The sequence below is a fragment of the Stenotrophomonas sp. YJH_SMC_79 genome (assembly GCF_059367995.1).
The window spans coordinates 773428-791518 of record NZ_JCAFRK010000003.1; the positions used below are offsets into that span (position 1 = coordinate 773428).

The window sequence follows — 18091 nt, forward strand, 5'->3', positions numbered from 1 at the left end:
CTAGGGTTGTGGGTCGCGGGTTTCCACCAGCACGGGGCAGGGGGCGTGATCGATGGTCCATTGCCCGATCGAGGGTTCGAACAGGCGTTCCAGCCGGGACAGGTGGCGGTGGCCGATCACGATCAGGTCGCACTTCAGCCGCCTGGCCTGGTCGCTGATGACTTCGCCGGGGTCGCCGGAGGGGATCTGCGCGATGGCATCGACGCCGCGCTCGCGCAGTTCGGCCAGGGCTTCGGCCAGCAGCGCCTCGGCGCGGGAGCGCTGGCGGGCGGCTTCCGGGTACTCGATGCGGTCGGCTTCGCTGGCATCGGCGGCCAGCGCGAATTCGGGATCGAGCACGCACAGCAGGTGCAGGCGGCTGCGGGGGCCGGCAATGGCCGCGGCCAGGTCCAGCACGCGCGCGTGCTGGGGGCCACCGTCCAGGGCGACCAGCAGGGTATTGAACATGGATGTCTCCTTTGCAGGCCGGGGATGGTCGCCGATGTCATCGCGCGCACCCATGCCGTGCGCGGCAGTCAATGAATGCGTCAGACGCAATCCATGGAGGCCAGGAGTGCCGTAGAGTCATCCGGCTTACTGGAGAATGCTCCACTGGAGACTGTCATGCCCCTGCCGGACCTGAACCTGTTGCTGGCACTGGATGTGCTGATCGACGAATGCAGCGTGGCTGCCGCCGCGCGGCGGATGAACCTGAGCGCGCCAGCGATGAGCCGTACCCTGGGCCGGATCCGCACCGCCCTGGGTGACCCGGTGCTGGTGCGTGCCGGCCGCGGGCTGGCGCCCACGCCCCGCGCCCTGCAGTTGCGTGAGCAGGTCCGCGACGTGATCGAGCAGGCCCACCGCGTCTTCAATGCCGGTCGCGAGATCGACCTGCGCACCCTGGAGCGTACCTTCAATGTCCGCGCCAATGATGTCTTCATCGGCGGATTCGGCGGACGCCTGCGTGAACTGTTCCGCCAGCAGGCGCCGCGCGCGGTGCTGCGCTTCGTGCCCGAAGGCGATACCGACGACGATGCGATGGCGCAGGGCCGGATCGACCTGTACATCAGCACCGCCGGCAAGCACGCGCCCGACACCAAGGTGCAGAACCTGTTCAGTACCTCGTTCATGGGCGCCGCGCGCGAGGACCATCCCCTGTTCGACGAGGAGATCAGTGCCGAGCGCTTTGCCGCGTGCGACCACATCGCGGTGTCGCGCCGTGGCCTGCCACGTGGGCCGATCGACGATGACCTGGCCACGCTCGGCCTGCAGCGCCGCGTGGCGCTGATCAGCCCGACCTTCCATGGTGCGATCTTCGCGGCGGCCGAATCGGACCTGATCCTGCCGCAGATGCCAAGCGTGATGCTGGAGCGGATCGTCAGCATGCGCCTGCCGTTGCGCCTGTTCCCGCTACCGATCCCGGTGCGTACCGCGGCCATCGTGCAGGCCTGGCATCCGCGGCTGGACAACGATGCCGCGCACCAGTGGCTGCGCCGCTCGATCAAGACCATGTGCGAGCGCGCCGAGGACGCTCACCGCTGACATCGGCAGGCGTGCGCCGGACGCACGCCTGGGATGCCGGCGACGCCATTTTTCACAGGGTACCGGCTCCCTAGACTGCGCTCCCCGGAGTTTCACTGAGCGCATTCCAATGACCCTCAATATGCCGTGCACTGCACGGATCGGTGCCCGGCGATGAGTACGCCGGCTGCCGCTGTCCCGGTCGCCGCAGCCCCCCGTCCTGCCGCCGCCCCCGGGCTCGACCGCCGCGTCCTGGTCGGCCTGTGTGGCGTGCTGCTGGCGGTGCTGGTGTCGGGCTTCAACGAGAACATCACCAAGGTCGCCCTGGCCGACATCCGTGGCGCGATGGGTTTCAGCGTCGATGACGGCAGCTGGATCGTCGCCCTCTACAGCGCGATGTCGGTCAGCGCGATGGCCTTCGCCCCGTGGTGCGCCGCCACCTTCTCGCTGCGCCGCTTCGCATTGGCGATGATCGGCGGCTTCATGGTGCTGGGCGTGCTGTGCCCGCTTGCCCCTAACCTGCAGGTGTTCCTGCTGCTGCGCGCATTGCAGGGCCTGTGCGGTGGTGCACTGCCGCCGCTGCTGATGAGCGTGGCCCTGCGCTTCCTGCCGCCCGGCATCAAGCTGTATGGCCTGGCGGGCTACGCGTTGACCGCTACCTTCGGCCCGAGCATGGGCACGCCACTGGCTGCATTCTGGGTCGAGCAGGTGGGCTGGCACTGGGCGTTCTGGCAGATCGTGCCGTATTGCCTGGCTGCCATGGCGATGGTCGGCTGGGGCCTGCCGCAGGACCCGCTGCGGCTCGAACGCTTCGCCCAGTTCGATACGGTTGGCCTGCTGCTGGGCCTGCCAGCGCTGGTGCTGCTGGTGCTGGGCCTGGTGCAGGGCCCACGCCTGAACTGGTTCGACTCGCCGATGATCATGATGATGATCGGTGGCGGTGCCGGCCTGATGGTGCTGTTCATGATCAATGAATGGTTCCACCCCTTGCCGTTCTTCAAGCTGCAGCTGCTGGCCAACCGCAACCTCAGCTATTCGCTGGTGACGCTGGGCGGCGTGCTGTTCGTGCTGCTGGCGGTGATCTCCATCCCGTCCGGCTTCCTTGCCAGCGTGCAGGGCTACCGGCCGCTGCAGACGGCTCCGATGCTGCTGTGGGTGGCACTGCCACAGGTGATCGCGCTGCCGATGGTGGCGGCCCTGTTGAACATCCGCGCGGTGGACTGCCGCTGGGTGCAGGCCACCGGCCTGGCGATGCTGGCGCTGGCCTGCTGGCTGGGCTCGCACCTGGACGTGGCCTGGATCCGCGACAACTTCCTGTGGGTGCAGCTGCTGCAGGTGTTTGCCCAGCCGATGGCGGTGCTGCCGCTGCTGATGCTGGCCACCGGCGGCCTGGCGCCACAGGACGGCCCGTTCGCCTCGGCGTGGTTCAACACGGTCAAGGGTTTCGCTGCGGTACTCGCCAGCGGCGTACTGGATGCCGTCGCCCAGGGCCGCCGTCATTTCCATTCCACCGTGCTGGTCGACCGCCTTGGCGAGCAACCGTGGCTGGCCGATGGCCCGCAGCTGGGCGCGCGCCTGCATGCACAGGTACAGGCGCTGACCTCGGCCGACCTGTACTGGGTGGTCGCACTGGTGGCGCTGGCCTTCATTCCCCTCATTGCCTGGATGCCCACCCGCATCCATCCGCCACGTGCCGTGGCCTGAACCTTTCGCAGGAATTCCCTCATGACGATCAATCGAACCACTCTCAACACCGGCCTGGGCCTGGGCGTGCTGGCCCTGGCCATCGGCGCCTGGCTGCTGCTGCGCGATGGCGGCCACCAGACCACCAACAATGCGTACGTGGTGGCTGACTACACCCTGGTGGCGCCGAAGATTCCTGGCTTCGTCAGTGCCGTGGAAGTAGAAGACAACCAGTCGGTGAAGGCCGGCGACGTGCTCGCCCGCATCGACGACCGCGACTACCAGGTCGCGCTGCAGGCGGCCCGTGCCGACCTCGCCAATGCCCGTGCACAGCTGGCCAATGCGCAGGCCGCACTGGCCCAGCAGGACTCGCTGATCGAGCAGGCCAGGGCCAGCGTCGATGTCAGCCGTTCCGAACTGACCCTGGCCAGTGCCGACCAGCAGCGCTACCGCGAACTGGCCCGTGACGGCGCCGGTACCGTGCAGAACGCGCAGCAGGCGCAGTCGAAGCAGGCCGTGGCCAGTGCGCATCTGCAGCAGGGCCAGGCCGCGCTGTCGACCGCACGCCAGCGCACCGACATCCTCAGCGCGGGCGTGCAGGCCGCGCAGGCGGCGGTGCAGCGTGCAGAAGCGGCGCAGGCGCGCGCCGAACTGGATCTGTCGCACACCGTGCTGCGCGCGCCGATCGATGGCATGGTCGGTCGCCGCGCAGTGCGCGTGGGTGCCTACCTGACCCCGGGCACCCCGGTGGCCGCGGTGGTGCCGCTGAAGCGTGCCTTCGTGGTCGCCAACTTCCAGGAAACGCAGATGACCCGCATGCAGGCCGGCCAGCAGGTCGAACTGAAGGTGGACGTGTTCCCGGGCAAGCCGCTGCGCGGGCACATCGACAGCATTGCACCGGCCACCGGCGTCACCTTTGCTGCCGTCGCACCGGAGAACGCCACCGGCAACTTCACCAAGGTGGTGCAGCGCATTCCGGTGAAGATCGTGCTGGAACCGGGCCAGCCGCTGCTGGACCAGCTGCGTGCCGGCATGTCGGTGGAAGCCAGTGTCGATCTGGGCAGCCGCGCGCGCGCGCAGAGCGTGCAGCACAGTCCGGGCCACAAGAGCGGGGAGGGTGCATGAGCGCAGTCACCGTGTTCCGCACCTTCGTTGCGGCGACCCTGTGTACGGCCCTGGCTGCCTGCACGATGGGTCCGGACTTCGTACGCCCGCAGGCGGAACTGCCCAGCCATTGGCGGGGTGAGGCTGTCGCCGGCAACGCCATCGACCAGGACGCGGCCTGGTGGGCCGGTTTCGACGATCCGCTGCTGGGCCAGCTGGCCAGCCAGGTGCTGGCGGCCAACCTGGACCTGCAGCTGGCGGCCAACCGCGTGCAGCAGAGCCGCGCTGCACGCGGCATCACCGCCGCCGACCGTCTGCCCAGCGTCAGCGCAACCGCCAGCGGCGCACGCGCACGCAACAGCGAGGTGGGCTTGAACGATCCATCCGGCAACGGCGGTCGTGATGACTACGGGCTGTTCCAGGCCGGTATCGGCCTGAGCTGGGAGCTGGACCTGTGGGGCCGCGTGCGCCGGCAGGTGGAAGCGGCCGACGCGCGCGTGCAGATGGCCGAGGAGGATGCACATGCAGTGCGCATCGTGCTGCTGGCGGAAACCGCGCGTGATTACCTGCAGCTGCGTGCGACGCGGCAGCTGCTGGCGATCACCGAGGACAACCTCAGCATAGCCCTCGACATCAAGCGCCTGACCGAAGCGCGTCAGCGCCAAGGCGTGGCCAGCACGCTGCAGGTGTCCAGCGCGTCCGCGCAGGTGGCATCGCTGCAGGCACGCATCGCGCCACTGCGGCATCGTGAATCGCAGCTGCGCAATGCACTGGCGTTCCTGCTGGCGCTGCCTCCGCAGGCACTGGATGCGCAGCTGCAGAATGCACGCCGCGACTGGCCTGCACTGCCGGCCGTTGCGGTGGGGCTGCCCAGCGAACTGGCCGGGCGTCGCCCGGACATCCGTCGTGCCGAAGCGGCGTTGCATGCCGCAACGGCCGGCATCGGCGTGGCCAAGGCCAGTTTCCTGCCGCGCATCACCTTGAACGGCGACGCGGGCTTCCAGGCCAAGCAGCTCGATGATCTGGATGGTTGGAGCGCACATCGCTTCAGCATCGGGCCGTCGATCAGCCTGCCGATCTTCCAGGGCGGCAGGCTGAAGGCAAACCTCGCGTTGAGCAAGCTGCAGCAGCAACAGTCGTCCCTGCAGTTCCAGCGCACGGTGCTGCAGGCATGGCATGAAGTGGACGATGCCATCGATGGCTACGCCGCCGAACAGCAGCGCACCGTGCAGCTGCACGTGGCGGTGGATGAGAGCGAGACCGCACTGGGGGCGGCGCGCCGGCAGTACCAGGCCGGCGTGGTCGACATGCTGGACGTGCTGACCACCCAGCGCATCGCGTTGGACAACCAGGCTGCGCTGGCCAACAGCCAGGCCACGGCTGCGATCGCTCGGGTGGAGCTGTACCGCGCGCTGGGCGGCGGCTGGTAGTGCCGGCCGCTGGCCGGCATTTTCATGGCGCGTGTGGATGCCGGCCAGCGGCCGGCACTACCTCGCGTCCCAGTAGTTGCCAACCTTGGTTGGCGGCCTTTTTTGAAGCGCCAACCAAGGTTGGCATCTACCAGAGCAGGGCCTCAACGCACGTCGCGCAGTTCCCAATGGTGGCCGGCCAGCAGGCGCAGGCGCTGCTTGAACACGTCACTGTCGATGCGGGTGGTGGCGACCAGGTTGATGCGCAGGTCCTTCTGCTCGCCGGTCACGGTGGCGTCCGGATCGGTCACGCCCCACTGCGGTTCCACCGCATCCGGGTCGGGCTGCTTGGCCTTCCAGCGCTCGAACAGCGTGCCGCTGCGCAGAGCGTCCTGCAGCTCTTCGGCGAAGCCGGCGGCGCCCTGCGAATGGAAGGACAGGTCAGGGTCATTGCCACGGGCCTTGGACGGGTCAGGCAGGCTGATGTGGTACTGCGCAGGCATGGAGTTCTCCTTGAAGTGCGGCAAGACTGGCACAGCCGCGGTGGAATCGATGTGCAGATTCGCGCCGTAATGGGGCCTCACTCGAACCGATGCGGCCCATCGGCGAAGCCCACGGTGACCGCGCCTTTGCCGACGTTGACCATGCCGGTCAGGCTCATCACCGATTCGTACACGGTCACGCCATGGGTGGCGCAGACCTCTTTCAGCTGTGCGTAGCCGGGCAGGGTGCGCAGCTCTTCCAGCTCACCGCCGTAGCTGACGCACACCGTCGGTGTCATCAGCCCGGCACGCACGCGCTGGCCGACCACCGTGAACAGCTTCTGCACGGCATTGTCGAATCCCTTGATCTTGGCCACCGGCCCGGTCTCGCCGCGGTAGCCATGCAGCACCGGCTTGATGTCCAGTGCGCTGCCCAGGGCGGCGCTGAGCAGGCCGACACTGCGGTCGCCCTTGTGCCGCGCACGCGCGCGCATGTAGTACAGGTCACGGGTGACCATGTAGCCGTGCACGTTGCTGGCCAGTTCCTCCAGCCGCTCGCGGATCTGCTGCACGCTGGCATTGCTGTCGCGCAGGCGCACGGCTTCCACCGCGGTCACCGCCTGGGCAGCGAACAGGTTCTGGGTGTCGAGCACGCGCAGCGCGAACGGCGAGTTGTAGCCCGCTGCCTGACGCACCGGCTTGTAGTCGTTGAGGATGGCGAAGCTGGCCTGCAGCGCGTTGTCATGGATCGGGCTGCGGGTCTTGGTGATGGTCATGCAGAACACGTGGTCGTAATCGATCACCAGCTGCTGCAGGAACAGGTCGCGGATCTGGTTGACGCTGAACGGGATGGTTTCCGCTTCAGCACCATGCTCGGCCACGTGCGCGTGCAGGAAGCTCAGCGTGGCCTGCTCATCGCGGTGATCGGCCAGCACGGCTTCGCCGATGCGGACGGTGATCGGCAGCAGCACGATGTTGTGCTCGGCAATGAAGTCCTGCGGCAGGTCGCAGGCCGAGTCGACGACGATTCCGATGCGCATCCGCGGCTCCCCCTCCAGGGCGGTTGTAGGTTCGGAAATGTGAAAACTATCTCAAAACCTGGGCGGGCGCGCGAGGGAAACGCGCCCCGTCCTGTTCAGCGATTGCGCTGCACCGCCACCGGCAGGCTGTCCAGGCGTTGCCATTCGGGCTGCAGCAGCAGGGTCGGATCAGCCAGTACGGCCGCCATCAGGGGATGGGCGTCGTTGCCCCAGAACAGTTCCTGGTCGATGGCCAGGGTCGGGACCCCGAACACGCCCGCGCTGATGGCGGCCTCCGTGTTGCGCCGCAGTTGCTCCTTCACCGCCGGATCGGCAATGGCAGCCGCGACATCCGCGATGCCCAGCTGCGCCCCCGGTTCGCGCAGGGCCTCGGCGCTGTCACCGGCATGGCCATCGCGCCAGATCCAGGCGAACAGCAGGTCCACTGCCTGTGCGCTGGCCCCGGCGGCCAGGCACAGGCGCAGCGCCGATAACGGATTGAACGGATGGCCGGGCGGGAAGCGCATCGGGGTGCCCTCGGCCTGCGCGGTCCACTGCAGGTGGCGATACGCAAAGCGGCGTTTGGCGGGGATTTCCGCCGGCCCCAGGTTGCCCAGGTGATGCAGCACCGCACCGAAGGCGATCGGCACGGTCTGGATCTGCGCGAACTGCGGCAACTGCTTCAGCTTCTGCCAGTGGAGGTAGGAGTAGGGCGAGACGAAGTCGAAGTACCAGCGCAGTGTCGCCATCGGTGTGTCCTCGTGTGCGGTCAGGGCTGCGCGTTGCGCTGCAGGTAGCGGTCGCGCAGGTCGGTCTGGCGCGAGCGCATCGGCATCGCACGGCCGCCCAGCCAGACCTGTTCGGCATAGTGCGCCACGTCCAGCGGATCACCTTCCCACAGCACCAGATCGGCGCGCTTGCCCGGCTCGATGCTGCCGATCTGGTCGGCCACCCCGAATGCCTGTGCGGGCACCCGGGTCAGCCCGGCCAGGCCATCGGCCCACGGCAGGCCGTTGGCCACCGCGTTGCCGGCCAGCTGGCGCATCTTGCGCGCGTTGTGGGTGGCGTCGCCGCGCTGCACGAAGGAAACCGCCACGCCGGCACGCTGCAGGCGCGCGGCGTTTTCCAGGGTGGCACCGAGCTGGTCGAAGCTGGCCGGCAGGTTGGCCAGCACGTCAACGAACACCGGCACCTGTGCGGCGGCAAGCTCCGGCGCGACCTGCCAGGCTTCGCCGGCACCGGCAATCGCGATCTTCACCTTCTCGCGCGCGGCCCAGCGCAGCAGCTGGCGGATGTCCGATGCACGATCGACCTCCACCACGATGCGGCCCTGGCCGGCCAGGTAGCGGCTGAGCGTGCGGCGCCCGGCCGGGGTCAACAGCGCGTGCGGCGAATCCGCAGCAACCTGGCCGCGTGCTTCGTCGACCATCTGCTGCAGCAGCATCCATTGCGCGGCGCGCGAATGCCCGGTCAGCTCCGATGCCGCCGAGCCCAGGCGCAGGAACAGTGCGCGCGGGCCGATCGGGTCGACGCTGCCGTCCAGCCGCATCACACCGCCCTGGCCGGCCACGAAGCCGCCACCGGTGGCGGCGCCAAGTGCGGTGAAGCCGAAGCCCTCCAGCCGCGTCACCGGAATCAGCACCGAGGCCGGGTTGTAGGCCAGGGTGACGTCGAACTCCGGGCGCAACGGCTGCTCGCCGAGCTTCAGCGAACTGTCCACCGTGCTCGATTCACCCGAGACCTCTTCGATGCCGGTCTCGGTGATGCCCCCGAACAGGGCCGGGGTCAGCGGCCGGCCGTTGGCTTCGACCACGGTCGCTCCGGCCGGTGCGGACAGGCCGGCGCCGACTGCGCGGATGACGCCGCCCTGGACCAGCACATCGGCGTTCTGCAGGCTGCCGCGCGTGCTGGCCGTATGCACCGTCGCGTTGCGTACCAGCAGGTCCTGCGCAGATGCCGTGGTTGCCAGCAACAACAATGCCACCACGGTAGCGCCGGGCCATGCCCGGCGACGCTCGTTCAACACGCTCATCAGCGCACCTCCTGGCCAAGCTGGAAATCGGAACGCGGCGTGCTCGCCGGCACGCCGCGGTCGTACAGCCTGCGGCCATCAATGAAGACCTGCTCGGCCAGCGCATAGGAACTGAAGGGGTTGCCGTTCCACACCACGACGTCGGCCATCTTGCCGGCCTCCAGGGTGCCTGTCTGGCCCTCGATGCCCAGCGCCCTGGCAGCGTTGGCGGTCATCCAGGTGATGGCATGCTCGGGCGTGATCTCCGGCATGCGCGCGCGGCGCGCCGAGGCCATCACCTTGGCCGCTTCCTGGTTGAGGCGCTGGATGCCCTCGGGGGAATCGGAATGGACGATGGCACAGCTGTTCTTTGGCCGGTCAACCAGCGCGATGTTCTCCTGGATGCCGTCGAAGGCTTCCATCTTGAAGCCCCACCAGTCGGCCCACAGCGCGCCGCAGACGCCGTCGGCGGCCAGCCGGTCGGCCAGCTTGTAGGCCTCCACGCCGTGGTGGAAGGCGGCTACCTTGAAGCCGAACTCCTTGGCCAGGTCGAGCATGGTGGCCATTTCGTCGGCGCGGTAGCAGTGGATGTGCACGCGGATGTCGCCTTCGATGGCGCCGGCCAGCGTGTCCAGCTTGAGATCGCGCTTGCCGCCGGCATCCCCGGCGCTGTCGCCCTTGTCGCTGCCGAACCAGCCCTTGCGCTTGGCCGGCTTGGGCTTGTTCTTGGCGATGTAGTCGGCGGCATCGATGAAGGCGGCACGGTAGCCGGCCACGTTGCCCATGCGCGTGGCCGGGGCCACGCCCTTGCCTTCGCCGTAGACCCGCTTGGGGTTCTCGCCGCAGGCCATCTTCAGGCCCCACGGTGCGCCGGGGAACTTCATCGCCTGGTAGGTGATGGCCGGAACGTTCTTCAGGGTCACGCCGCGGCCGCCGACCAGGTTGGCCGAGCCGGGCAGCACCTGCATGCTGGTCACGCCGCCGGCCAGCGCGGTGGCGAAGCCCGGGTCCTGCGGCCACACCGAGTGCTCGGCCCAGACATTGGCGGTGACCGGTGCGGTGACCTCGTTGCCGTCGCTGTGCGCGCCAACGCCCGGGCTGGGGTAGACACCCAGATGCGAATGCACGTCGATCAGACCGGGGGTGACCCACTTGCCCTGTGCATCAAGGCGGGTGACGCCGGCATCGGCCTGCAGCTGGCGGCCAACGGCGACGATGCGGCCGTCGCGCAGCAGCACGTCGGCGTTGTCCAGGCGCTGGCCGGTACCGGTCAGCACCGTGGCGTTCTGGATCAGCACCGGCGCATCAGGATGGGCCTGGTAGGTGCTGGGGTAGGGATCGGCGACGAAGCGCGAGGCGCCCACCGCCGGAGCCGTACTCAATGAAAGCAGTGCCAGGGCCACCCCGGCGCGCAACAACGTCGATGCCATGCAGTTCCCCTTGCAGCCTGGTCCAACCGCCGACGCTAGCCCGGTGGTGGCGGGCTTGCCAAGTGACCTTCTTCACAGGCCTGCCGACGGTGGCTCGACGGCACCGGCCGGGTGGCTGAAAATACCCGGTCCCCCCGCCGTACCGGACCGCCCATGAAGAGCAAGCAGGAAATCGTCGACAACTGGCTGCCCCGGTATACCGGCGTGCCCCTGGACCAGTTCGGCCAGCACATCCTGCTGACCAACTTCGGCGGCTACCTGCACACCTTTTCCGAACTGACCGGTGCGCCCGTCATCGGCCTGGACCGGCCGATGGCCAGCGCTACGATCGACGGCATCACCATGATCAACTTCGGCATGGGCAGCCCCAATGCCGCGATCATCATGGACCTGCTGTCGGCGGTGATGCCCAAGGCGGTGCTGTTCCTGGGCAAGTGCGGTGGCCTCAAGCGCAAGAACCAGCTGGGCGACCTGGTGCTGCCGATCGCTGCGATCCGGGGCGAGGGTACCTCGGGCGATTACCTGCCGCCGGAAGTCCCGGCGTTGCCGGCGTTCGCGCTGCAGCGTGCGGTCTCGACCATGATCCGCGACCTCGGCCACGACTACTGGACCGGCACCGTCTACACCACCAACCGCCGGGTATGGGAACACGACGAGGCCTTCAAGGAGCGGCTGCGGGCGATGCGCTGCATGGCCATCGACATGGAAACGGCCACGGTGTTCGCCGCCGGCTTCGCCAACCACATCCCCAGTGGCGCGCTGCTGCTGGTCTCGGACCAGCCGATGATCCCCGATGGGGTCAAGACCGAGGCCTCCGATGCCAAGGTCAGCTCCCAGTTCGTGGAAAACCATATCCAGATCGGTATCGAGGCGCTTAAGCTTATCCGGCGCAACGGCAAGTCGGTCCGCCACCTGCGCTTCGACGAATGATGATGATGGCCTGGCGCGGCGCGCCGGCCCTGGGGAGTAGGTGATGGACGTTGCCGCGCAAGTGGTGGAATTCTGGAAAGAAGCGGGCCCTGCGAAGTGGTTCGCCCGCGACGATGCGTTCGACGCGCAGTTCCGCCAGTTGTTCCTGGACGAGCATTTCGCCGCGGCTTCGCGCGCGCGAGAGCATTGGCTGGGCAGCGCCGAAGGCGCGCTGGCGCTGATGCTGCTGCTGGACCAGTTCCCGCGCAACTGCTTCCGTGGGACCGCCCATTCCTACGCCACCGATGGCCTGGCCCGGCACTACGCCATGCGCGCCATCGAGGAAGGCCTGGACCTGCAGCTGGTACCAAAGCTGCGCGCCTTCATCTACCTGCCGTTCGAGCACTCCGAGGATCCGATGGACCAGGACCGTTCGGTGGCGATGTTCGACGTGCTGGGTGACAAGGAGTACCTGCAGTACGCCGAACTGCACCGCGACATCATCCGCCGCTTCGGGCGTTTCCCGCATCGCAATGCCGTGCTCGGTCGTTTCCCCACGCCGGAAGAACTGGACTACCTGGCCGAAGGCGGGTTTGCCGGCTAAGAAAAAGGGGACGGAGGGGATTAAGTCGTTTATGGCACAAACGACTTAATCCCCTCCGTCCCCTTTTTCAGTGCCGATCAGTACTTCGGCACGCCGTTGTCGACGTCTTCGGACCAGGCATTGATGCCGCCGGTGACGTTGAACACCTTGGTGAAGCCCAGAGCACGGAACTGCTCGGCAGCCTGTGCGCTGCGGCCGCCGTGGTGGCACATGAAGGCCAGAGCGGTGTCCTTCGGCAGGGCTTCCAGCTCAGCGCGGCCGTTGCCGTCGAAGCTCTTGAACGGCACGCCGACGGCGGCGATGGCGCGCTCGTCGGCCGGGCGCACGTCCACCAGGGTGATGTTGCCGGCACGTACCAGGTCGTCGGCATCACGCACGCTGATTTCCTGCACCGGCTTCGGCGCGTTCGGGTTGTCGATGGCCAGGCCCTTGCCGCGGATGTCGTCCACCCAGTCGATGGTGATGCCGTTGGCGCGACGGGCGCTGGACAGATCGAACTGCACGCGCAGGCCATTGGATTCGGCAGCGATCGCGCCTTCGTCATGCGGGGCCAGCTGGAAGTTCGGCTGGAAGCCGGCGTCGATGGTCAGCTGCAGAGCAGCGCCCGGAGCATCGGCCAGCGCGCCCTTGAGCATTTCCACGGCGGCGGGGGTGACGGTGATGCTCGGCGGGGTGCGGTCCGGTGCGGCCAGGCCCAGCACGCTGCTCAGCTCGCCGCTGGCGGCCATCTGCAGCACGATGTCGCTGCCGCCGACCAGTTCGCCGTCGATGTACAGCTGCGGGATGGTCGGCCAGTCGCCGTAGGCCTTGATGCCTTCGCGGATTTCCTGGTCGGCCAGCACGTTGACGTGGGCGAACTCGACGCCGAGGTCCTGCAGGGCGCCCACGGCCTTGGCCGAGAAACCACACTGCGGCATCGACGGCTGGCCCTTCATGAACAGCACGACGCGGTTGGCGTTGAGGATGGATTCGATGCGCGAACGCAGGGCGGGATCGAGGGACATGGACGTCGGGGTTCCGGGAATTCGAATCATCAATTCTAACCCCCATGGCATCATGGGGGATGAGCAACGCAGGAACATTGCATCGCATCCCGGCCCGCCCCTGGCGCTGGCTGCCCTGGCTGGTGGCGTCGCAGCTGGCCGTGATCCTGGTCTGGGTACAGGCTGGGTGGCACTGGGGGCTGCCGCTGATGGTGGCCAGCCATGCGCTGTTCATGGTGCCGGTGTTCCTGCCCAACAGCCGTTTCTACGCGCCGGTACTGAGCCGGGTGCCGGACGCTGGCAACAGTGTCTGGCTCACGATCGATGACGGCCCCGGCCCCGAAACCCGTGCCGTGCTCGACCTGCTGGACCGCCACCACGCGCGTGCGACCTTCTTCCTGGTGGGGGACCGTGCGCTGGCGCAGCCGGAACTGGTGGCCGAGATCCTGCGCCGTGGCCACGACCTGGGCAATCACAGTCTCAGCCACCCGCAGGCCCGCTTCTGGCGCCTGGGCCCAGCGGCGATGCGGGCCGAGATCGAAGGCTGCCAGCATGCATTGCAGGCCCTGAGCGGGCATCCGGTGCGCTGGTACCGCTCGGTGGTGGGCATGACCAACCCGTTCGTGGCGCCGGTGTTGAAGGCGCTGGGCCTGGTGCGCGTGGGCTGGAGTGCCCGCGGTTACGACGGCGTCGGCTGCACGCCGGAGGGCGTGCTGGCGCGGCTGTTGCCCGACCTGCAGCCAGGAGCCATCGTGCTGCTGCATGAGGGCGCCGCCCACGGCCACAATCTGGCGATCATCGAGCGCGTGCTGCAGGCGCTGGACGAGCGCGGCTTGAAGGCGCAGCTGCCTACCGGCTGACACGTGTGGGGTAGCGCCGGGCCGTGCCCGGCGAATGCCACAGGCGGCGCTGCGCTCGCCGGGCATGGCCCGGTGCTACCGGTTCCGGTGCGCCACCAGCAGCCAGCTGTTGAAGGGGGTACGCCCGTGCAGCGGCCGAGGGGCGGTCACCTGCAATCCCGCTTCGGCAAGCGTCGTCTGCAGCACCTCCGGATCGGGGTAGTGGCGCGGCCGCGTGCCCATCCAGCCGACCAGCCAGGCCAGCCGGTCCGCCACCCGCGTGGTGCGGTCGCGGCCATCGCCGGTAGCCAGCGGCGTGCGCAGCAGCAGGCAGCCGCCGGGGGCCACCCGCGCACTGGCTGCCTGCAGCAGTGCCTGCTGCGGGCCCGCGTCCAGGTATTGCAGCACGTCCAGCAGCAGGACGTGCCCGGTCTGCGCCGGCAGTGGTGCCTGCACGTCCACGCAGTCGAAGCGCACGTCATGCAGTTCGACGGCGGCACGCTGCGCGCGGGCGATCTTGCCCGCATCCACGTCCACGCCCAGGTAGCGCTGGGTGCCGCCGCGCTGGCGCAGTACATGGGCGAACAAGCCCAGCCCGCAGCCGAGGTCCAGCACCGGCTGCCCGTCATCAGGCAGATGCTGCAGCACGCCGTCGTACAGCGGATCGCTGCCGAGCTTGCCGCGGGTGTAGTAGTAGTCGCGGCGGCTGCCCCAGGCCTGCGCGGGGCGGAACGCTTCGGCGATCAAGCGGGCCTGCGGGGCCGTCAGGGGAGTACAGGGCAGGGGCGGGCCGTTCCGTGGCGTGCCATCCATCGCTTCAGTCCGTGCCGCCAAGCAGATGCGCGGCAACCGGCAGCGCGCGCGCGCTCCACAGCGCATACATCCGCGCTGAAGGATGCAGGCCGTCCTCGGCGATCATCGTCGGGTCTTCGCCCTGCGCGCGGCTGATGTCGGTGATGTCGACGAAGGCCACGCCGTGCCGGGTACTGATCAGCTCGGCGGCGGCATTGAACTCGTCGGTCTCGATCTCGATCGCGGCCAGGTCACGTCCACTGCCGGCACCGAACGGGGTGGCGCCCCAATCGGGGAAGGACAGCACCAGCACGCGGCCGGCATCACTGCCCGCGAAGCCGATCGCCCGCTGCAGAAGCGCCTGGAACTGGCTGCGGTATTCGTCCAGCGGACGCCCGCGGTACTGGTTGTTGACGCCGATCAGCAGGCTGACGAAATCGAACGGTCCCTGCGGCGCGGCTGCGTCGATGCCCGCATCGAGTTCGTCGGTGGTCCAGCCGGTGGTGGCGATGGTCTGCGGATCGGACAGCTCAATGCCCTGCGCACGCAGCGCGGCGGCCAGCTGGTGCGGCCAGCGGCCTTCGACTGCAACCGCTTCACCGATTGTGTATGAATCGCCCAGCGCCAGGTAGGACAACGCCACGGCTCAGGCCACCGAACGGCGCGGCTTCAGCGGCACGACCTTGGTCGCATCCTCGGCACGGCGCGCCAGCACACGGTCGATGCGCGCGAACACATCGCGCATCACCGAGGCCTCCGGCATCAGGGTCACACGGAAATGATGGCGGTAGGGCACGTTGAAGCTCGAGCCCGGCACCACCAGCACGCCTTCGTTGTTCATCAGGTCCAGTGCGAAGTTGTGGTCGTCGAAGCCCTTCGCAGCGGCGCCGACCACGGCCGGGAACGCGTACAGCGCGCCGGCCGGCGCGACCAGCGACAGGTGTTCGCTGGCTTCGCAGGCTTCGATGACCGCGCGGCGGGTTTCATACAGGCGGCCGCCCGGCGTGCACAGCTCGGAAATGGTGTCCGGACCGTTCACCGCAGCCTCGATGGCGTACTGGCCCGGCACGTTGGCGCACAGGCGCAGCGCGCCCAACAGGTCCAGTGCGGCGCGGAAGTCACCCAGGCGGGCATCGTCGCCGCTGAGGTGGGCCCAGCCCACGCGCCAGCCGCAGGCGCGGTGCACCTTGCTCAGGCCGCTGAAGGTCAGGCACGGATGGTCGCCGGCCAGCGGCGCGACCGGCTGGAACACCGCGTCGTCGTACAGGATCTGGTCGTAGATCTCATCGACCAGCAGCAGCAGGTTGTGGCGGCGCGCGATCTCCACCACACGCTCCAGCAGCTCGCGCGGGTAGCTGGCGCCGCTGGGGTTGTTCGGATTGATCAGCACGATGGCGCGGGTGCGTGAGGACACCAGCGTCTCGATCTCGCTCGGGTCCGGCTGGAAGCCGTTCTCCGGTGCGCAGCGGTAGTACACCGGACGGCCATCGTTGAGGATGGTCGAGGCCGACCACAGCGGGTAGTCGGGCGAGGGCACCAGCACTTCGTCGCCGGGATTGAGCAGCGCACGCAGTGACAGGTCGATCAGCTCGCTGACGCCGTTGCCGAGGAAGACGCGGTCCGGGTGCGCATCGGGCGCGCCACGGCGGGCGTAGTAGCTGGCGATGGCTTCACGTGCCACCGGCAGGCCCTGCTGGTGCGTGTACGGGTCGGTGCGGCCCATGTCGTCGGCGATCGCGCGCTGCAGGTGCTCGGGCGCGCGGAAACCGAACGCGCCCGGATTGCCGATGTTGAGCTTGATCAGCTTGCGGCCCTGCGCCTCCAGCTCCCGGGCTCGCCGCGCCAGTTCTCCGCGGATTTCGTAGCGCACTTCGGAAAGGCGCTCGCGGATGGCCAGGGGCTTGGGCGAGTTGGTGGACATGGGGGCTGGGCCGTCAAAAGGCATGGGGCTTCCATCCTACCGGAATTGCTGCAATGCATGGCAAGGGCTCCGGGCCCGTCATTGCTGGGCTGGCAGGGCGCCGTCACAGGTAGAATGGCGGCGATGACCCAGACCCCCGATTTCATCGCCCTGCAGACCATCGGCTGGCCCTGGCCGGGCCCGGCGCAGCAGGCCGACTGGCAGGCCGCGATGGCCGCGCACCCGCAGGCCCGCCCGGCACGGGTGATCGAACAGCACCGTACCCACTACGTGGTGGCCGATGGCCCGGACGCCTCGATCAAGGCCGAGTCGCTGCCGGAATGGCAGCGCCCGCGCTTCCCCAGCCATGAACGGCCTGCGGTGGGTGACTGGGTGCTGCTCGATGGCATCCGCATCGTCGCGCTGCTGCCGCGGCGTACCGCGATCAAGCGTGGTGCGGCCGGCGAGCATTACCACCAGCAGGTGATCGCGGCCAACATCGATACGGTGTTCATCGTCTGTGGCCTGGATGCCGACTTCAATCCGCGCCGCATCGAGCGTTACCTGCTGCTGGTCGGCGGTGGCGGTGCCGAACCGGTGGTGGTGCTGACCAAGGCGGACCAGACCGAGTACAGCGAAGACGCGCTGGCGGTGCTGGAAGAGCTGGAGATGCAGGGCATTGCCCTGCATGCGATCAACGGCCTGGATGCCGACAGCGTGGCGGTGCTGCAACCGTGGCTGGGCCCGGGCCGCACGGTGGTGCTGGTCGGTTCCTCCGGTGCCGGCAAGTCCACGCTGACCAACACCCTGCTGGGCGAGCAGCGGATGAAGACCAACGCGGTGCGCGCCAACGATTCGCGCGGACGCCACACCACCACGCACCGCGCGCTGATGCCGCTGCCGACCGGCGCCTGCCTGATCGACACCCCCGGCATGCGCGAGCTGAAGCCGACCGGTGAAGAGACGCTGTCCGAAGGCGGCTTCGCCGATATCGAGGCTTTGGCCGCACAGTGCCGTTTCAACGACTGCAAGCACCAGCAGGAACCGGGCTGTGCCGTACGTGCGGCGATCGACGCAGGTGAGATCGAAGAGAGCCGGCTGCTGAACTACTTCAAGCTGAAGGAAGAAGTGGCCGCCGCCGCCGCCAAGCTGGCGGTCCGCCAGGCCGAGACCGCGCAGGAGCGTGGCGGCAAGAAGGGCAAGGGCCAGCAGTTCCGCCCGGCCGGAAAGCCGCGCCGGCGCTGATCGGTATCGCGGGGTCGGATCCCATTGCACCGCAATGGGCTCTGACCCCTGCAATGAACCCGCGTCTGCCTGCTTCGGGTGGGTGCCAACCTTGGTTGGCACGAATCTGTCCAAAGCCCGCCTTCTGCGGATGCCAACCCAGATTGGCACCTACCAAAGCAAGGGCAGGGCGCTATAGTCC

Annotated in this window: 18 protein-coding genes; 8 read left to right on the plus strand and 10 right to left on the minus strand. The window is 68.3% G+C overall.

What is annotated here, in order from left to right:
• Positions 1–447 carry a universal stress protein gene (locus AC5P57_RS14605; RefSeq protein ID WP_262235345.1) on the minus strand — a complete coding sequence of 149 codons (447 nt, stop codon included), beginning with the start codon at positions 445–447 and terminating at the stop codon, positions 1–3.
• 156 nt (positions 448–603) lie between these two features.
• Here AC5P57_RS14605 and AC5P57_RS14610 point away from each other — a divergent pair, with 156 nt between their 5' ends.
• The 4 genes from AC5P57_RS14610 to AC5P57_RS14625 all read left to right on the plus strand — a co-directional run bounded on the left by AC5P57_RS14610 (position 604) and on the right by AC5P57_RS14625 (position 5717).
• A complete protein-coding gene (locus AC5P57_RS14610; protein WP_099552019.1) occupies positions 604–1521 on the plus strand; it encodes a LysR family transcriptional regulator in 918 nt (305 codons plus the stop codon).
• A gap of 153 nt (positions 1522–1674) precedes the next feature.
• Positions 1675–3204, plus strand: a complete 1530-nt coding sequence (locus tag AC5P57_RS14615) for an MFS transporter (RefSeq protein WP_099552018.1) — start codon at positions 1675–1677, stop codon at positions 3202–3204.
• 21 nt (positions 3205–3225) lie between these two features.
• Entirely contained in the window at positions 3226–4308 is a 1083-nt protein-coding gene (locus AC5P57_RS14620; protein ID WP_006384446.1) for an HlyD family secretion protein, read from the plus strand.
• On the plus strand, positions 4305–5717 hold the full coding sequence (locus AC5P57_RS14625) for an efflux transporter outer membrane subunit (RefSeq protein WP_262235344.1): 1413 nt from the start codon (positions 4305–4307) through the stop codon (positions 5715–5717). The genes AC5P57_RS14620 and AC5P57_RS14625 overlap by 4 nt, the downstream gene beginning before the upstream one ends.
• A gap of 143 nt (positions 5718–5860) precedes the next feature.
• On the opposite strand, the gene AC5P57_RS14630 is transcribed toward AC5P57_RS14625, so the two are convergent.
• From AC5P57_RS14630 to AC5P57_RS14650, 5 genes are all read right to left on the minus strand, one after another.
• Positions 5861–6199: a hypothetical protein gene (locus AC5P57_RS14630; RefSeq protein ID WP_006469105.1), complete on the minus strand. Its 339-nt coding sequence runs from the start codon at positions 6197–6199 to the stop codon at positions 5861–5863.
• 77 nt (positions 6200–6276) lie between these two features.
• Positions 6277–7218 carry a DegV family protein gene (locus AC5P57_RS14635; protein WP_262235343.1) on the minus strand — a complete coding sequence of 314 codons (942 nt, stop codon included), beginning with the start codon at positions 7216–7218 and terminating at the stop codon, positions 6277–6279.
• Positions 7219–7313: 95 nt separating this feature from the next.
• Positions 7314–7946 carry a 2-hydroxychromene-2-carboxylate isomerase gene (locus tag AC5P57_RS14640; RefSeq protein WP_262235342.1) on the minus strand — a complete coding sequence of 211 codons (633 nt, stop codon included), beginning with the start codon at positions 7944–7946 and terminating at the stop codon, positions 7314–7316.
• 20 nt (positions 7947–7966) lie between these two features.
• Complete coding sequence (locus tag AC5P57_RS14645; protein WP_262235341.1) at positions 7967–9229, minus strand: amidohydrolase family protein; 1263 nt, start codon at positions 9227–9229, stop codon at positions 7967–7969.
• Complete coding sequence (locus tag AC5P57_RS14650; RefSeq protein WP_099552012.1) at positions 9229–10638, minus strand: amidohydrolase; 1410 nt, start codon at positions 10636–10638, stop codon at positions 9229–9231. The genes AC5P57_RS14645 and AC5P57_RS14650 overlap by 1 nt, the downstream gene beginning before the upstream one ends.
• A gap of 153 nt (positions 10639–10791) precedes the next feature.
• Here AC5P57_RS14650 and AC5P57_RS14655 point away from each other — a divergent pair, with 153 nt between their 5' ends.
• Both AC5P57_RS14655 and AC5P57_RS14660 read left to right on the plus strand, forming a co-directional pair.
• Entirely contained in the window at positions 10792–11568 is a 777-nt protein-coding gene (locus AC5P57_RS14655) for an AMP nucleosidase (protein ID WP_005414446.1), read from the plus strand.
• Between the two features lie 43 nt (positions 11569–11611).
• Positions 11612–12151, plus strand: a complete 540-nt coding sequence (locus AC5P57_RS14660; RefSeq protein ID WP_262235340.1) for a DUF924 family protein — start codon at positions 11612–11614, stop codon at positions 12149–12151.
• Between the two features lie 77 nt (positions 12152–12228).
• Here AC5P57_RS14660 and grxD read toward each other — a convergent pair whose 3' ends face one another.
• Entirely contained in the window at positions 12229–13155 is a 927-nt protein-coding gene (gene grxD / locus AC5P57_RS14665; protein WP_262235339.1) for a Grx4 family monothiol glutaredoxin, read from the minus strand.
• Positions 13156–13214: 59 nt separating this feature from the next.
• Between grxD and AC5P57_RS14670 the strand changes: the two genes are divergently transcribed.
• Entirely contained in the window at positions 13215–13994 is a 780-nt protein-coding gene (locus AC5P57_RS14670; protein ID WP_099552009.1) for a polysaccharide deacetylase family protein, read from the plus strand.
• Positions 13995–14069: 75 nt separating this feature from the next.
• On the opposite strand, the gene AC5P57_RS14675 is transcribed toward AC5P57_RS14670, so the two are convergent.
• The 3 genes from AC5P57_RS14675 to AC5P57_RS14685 are packed head-to-tail and all read right to left on the minus strand — an operon-like array spanning position 14070 to position 16686.
• Positions 14070–14786, minus strand: a complete 717-nt coding sequence (locus AC5P57_RS14675; protein ID WP_099552008.1) for a class I SAM-dependent methyltransferase — start codon at positions 14784–14786, stop codon at positions 14070–14072.
• A 4-nt stretch (positions 14787–14790) separates the two neighbouring features.
• Positions 14791–15408 carry an SGNH/GDSL hydrolase family protein gene (locus AC5P57_RS14680; protein WP_142806719.1) on the minus strand — a complete coding sequence of 206 codons (618 nt, stop codon included), beginning with the start codon at positions 15406–15408 and terminating at the stop codon, positions 14791–14793.
• 3 nt (positions 15409–15411) lie between these two features.
• A complete protein-coding gene (locus AC5P57_RS14685) occupies positions 15412–16686 on the minus strand; it encodes a pyridoxal phosphate-dependent aminotransferase (RefSeq protein ID WP_005414441.1) in 1275 nt (424 codons plus the stop codon).
• 114 nt (positions 16687–16800) lie between these two features.
• Between AC5P57_RS14685 and rsgA the strand changes: the two genes are divergently transcribed.
• A complete protein-coding gene (gene rsgA / locus AC5P57_RS14690) occupies positions 16801–17910 on the plus strand; it encodes a ribosome small subunit-dependent GTPase A (RefSeq protein ID WP_032965961.1) in 1110 nt (369 codons plus the stop codon).
• Positions 17911–18091: the final 181 nt, after the last annotated feature.